Below are 2769 nucleotides of genomic sequence, written 5' to 3' on the forward strand. Positions count from 1 at the left end.
CGCGGTCACGGTGACCTTCCTTGTGCCGCTGTTCGCGCTGATCTGGGCCGCGCTGTTCTTGGGCGAGCCGATCACCTGGGCCGCGCTTGCCGGTTGCGCGCTCGTGTTGTTCGCGGTCGCGCTGATCTTCGAGAAGGTGCCGGGGATCAAACCGAAATCGCCACTGGCCGCGATCAAACAGGCGTGACCGCATGCCCACGAGTCTGAACTGGATCGCTTTTACTGCGGTCGCACTCGGCTTCGCGATCACGCCGGGTCCGAACATGATCTACACGATCTCGCGCGCGCTGTGCCAGGGCGCGGGCGCAGCGTTGATCTCGCTGCTCGGCATCGCGCTCGCATTCGTGTTCTACATGCTGTGTGCCGTGTTCGGTATCACCGCGCTGCTGATGACGGTGCCGTTCGCTTACGACGCGCTGCGCATCGCCGGTGCGCTGTACCTGCTCTATCTCGCCTGGCAGGCGGTCAGGCCGGGTGGACGCTCGCCGTTCGAAGTGCGCCAGTTGCCACCCGACAGCCCGAAACAGCTGGTGCTGATGGGCTTCCTGACCAACTTGCTCAACCCGAAGGCTGCGGTGCTGTACTTGTCGCTGCTGCCGCAATTCATCCATCCCGAGCAGGGCCATGTGCTCGGCCAGGCATTGGCGCTCGGCTTCACCCAAGTCGCGATCAGCATGCTGGTCAACGGCAGCGTCGCGCTCGGTGCCGGAGCGATCGCGCTGTTCCTCGCACGCCGGCCGCTGTGGCTGGCAGTGCAACGCTGGTTGATGGGCGGCGTCCTCGGCGGCCTCGCATTGCGCATGGCGACCGAGGCGCGACGCTAACCTTTCGCTCGCACCAGGTTCATCGCGAGATGCGTCGCCGCGATCAGACTGGATGCGTCGGCGCGGCCTTTGCCGGCGAGGTCGAGCGCGGTGCCGTGGTCGACCGAGGTGCGGATCCACGGCAGCCCGAGCGTCACGTTGACCGAATCGCCGAAGCCGAGCGCCTTGAGCACCGGCAGGCCCTGGTCGTGGTACATCGCCAGCACCGCATCGAAACGCATGCGCTGCGTGGCGACGAAGGCGGTATCTGCGGGTAGCGGGCCGACGATGTCGAATCCGGCCGCGCGCACCTGTTCGATCGCGGGAATGATGACGTCGATTTCCTCGCGGCCGAGATGGCCCGCTTCGCCGGCATGCGGATTCAGACCGAGCACGGCGACGCGTGGCGCGGCGATGCCGAATTTCGCGATCAGTTCGTCGCAGAGGATGGTCAGCGTGCGCACGAGTCCTGCGCGCGAGATCGCTTCGGGCACGCGCGCGAGCGGCAGGTGCGTGGTCGCGAGGGCGACGCGCAATGCCCCAGCATCGGCGTTCGGGTTCGGCAGCACGCGCCCGCCGATATCCGGCGCAACGAGCATCATGACCACGTCGCATCCGGCGCGTTCGGCGAAGAATTCGGTGTGACCGGTGAACGCAATGCCGGCGTCGGCAACGGTACTCTTCTGCACGGGCGCGGTGACGAGTGCGGCGAATTCGCCTGAGGCGCAACCGTCGGCGGCGCGAGCGAGCGTGGCTATCACGTAGGCACCGTTGCGCGGATCGAGTTGCCCGGGCACGGCGGGTACGCGCAATGGCAGGTGCAGGCAGCGCAGCGCGCCGGGTCGGCGTTGTTCGATGCGTGCGGCGGGATAGTCTTCGAGGTCGAGCGCGATGTTTCGCGCCGCCGCCGCGGATTTCAGCAGTTCGCGATCCGCGATCGCGACGAGGTCGGCCTGGATATCGGTCGCGGCCAGCGCCGCGACGAGTTCGGGTCCGATGCCGGCCGGCTCACCGGCGGTGATGGCGATGCTCGGGAGCATGGGCTGGAAGGATTGAGTCTATGCGGCTTCCATGCAATCTGGACCTCGGCATTCCCTGCCGAGATGACGACGCGGGAGCGTCGTCACTTCGATTCGGCTTTCTTGATCGCCGCGCCCGAGCAAGCCTGGCGTTCCTTCGTAACGTAGGCCGGGTCGACCGCGCAGATGTACGAATCCGAGCGGAACTGGCGCAGCGTGCTTTCGACTTCGTCCTCGGCCTTGCGCTGGCGGATCAGTTCGCGCGCCTGATCGCGCTGGTTCTCCACGGTGCGGTCCGATTCGCGCTTGCCGAGCAACTGCAGGATGTGCCAGCCGACGTCGGTCTGGAACGGCTGCGAGACTTCGTTGTTGGCCTTGAGCGAGCCGAGCGTCGTGGCGACGGCGGTGCCGAAGCGGTCGATCGGGAACCAGCCCATGTCGCCGCCGAGGTTCGCGGTCGGCGGATCCTTCGAGTATTCCTTGGCGAGCTTGGCGAAGTCTTCCTTGCCGTCGACGATGCGGCGGCGCAAGTCGGCGGCGGTCTTCTGCGCTTCCGCGCTCGACACCAGCTCGGTGACCGGAATCATGATGTGGCGCGCGTGGTACTCGGTCACGAGCTGTTTGCTGCCGCCGCCGCGCTTGTCGACGACCTTGATGATGTGGAAACCGTTCGGGCCGCGGATCACCTGCGACACCTGGCCCGGAGTGAGCGTTTCAGCGATCTGCACGAAGGCCTCGGGCAGCGCGTTGAGCGGACGCCATTGCAGGTCGCCGCCTTCGAGCGCGTCCTGCGCGTTCGAGTAGCGGATCGCCGCGGCGGCGAAGTCGAGGCCGCCGTCGATCTGCTTCTTGACGTCGTCGGCCTTCTGCTTGGCGGACTGGATCTGCTCGGCGCTCGCGTTCTCGGGCGTGGCGATGAGGATGTGGGCGAGGTGGATTTCGCCGGT

The 2769-nt window shown here is 66.7% G+C and carries 4 protein-coding genes; 2 read left to right on the forward strand and 2 right to left on the reverse strand.

The genetic code is table 11. The annotated features are described in order from the left end of the window. Positions 1–187 (forward strand): EamA family transporter (locus VF497_RS04005; RefSeq protein ID WP_330886349.1); only part of this gene is annotated, 187 nt, incomplete at its 5' end. 4 nt (positions 188–191) lie between these two features. Further along, positions 192–824: a LysE family translocator gene (locus VF497_RS04010; RefSeq protein WP_330886350.1), complete on the forward strand. Its 633-nt coding sequence runs from the start codon at positions 192–194 to the stop codon at positions 822–824. On the opposite strand, the gene pdxA is transcribed toward VF497_RS04010, so the two are convergent. Together pdxA and VF497_RS04020 are read right to left on the reverse strand one after the other, a co-directional pair. Continuing rightward, positions 821–1843 (reverse strand): 4-hydroxythreonine-4-phosphate dehydrogenase PdxA, encoded by a 1023-nt coding sequence (gene pdxA, locus VF497_RS04015; protein ID WP_330886351.1) that lies wholly within the window; start codon positions 1841–1843, stop codon positions 821–823. The genes VF497_RS04010 and pdxA overlap by 4 nt on opposite strands. Positions 1844–1926: 83 nt before the next feature. After that, positions 1927–2769: peptidylprolyl isomerase (locus VF497_RS04020; RefSeq protein ID WP_330886352.1), on the reverse strand; the 843-nt coding region annotated here is incomplete at its 5' end.

Origin of the sequence: Rudaea sp., assembly GCF_036383415.1 — a bacterium.
Taxonomy (GTDB): domain Bacteria; phylum Pseudomonadota; class Gammaproteobacteria; order Xanthomonadales; family Rhodanobacteraceae; genus Rudaea.

Coding starts and splice junctions, on each gene's coding strand:
- VF497_RS04010 (WP_330886350.1), top strand. CDS start 192: ATGCCCACGAGTCTGAACTGGATCGCTTTTACTGCGGTCGCACTCGGC.
- pdxA (WP_330886351.1), bottom strand. CDS start 1,843: ATGCTCCCGAGCATCGCCATCACCGCCGGTGAGCCGGCCGGCATCGGA.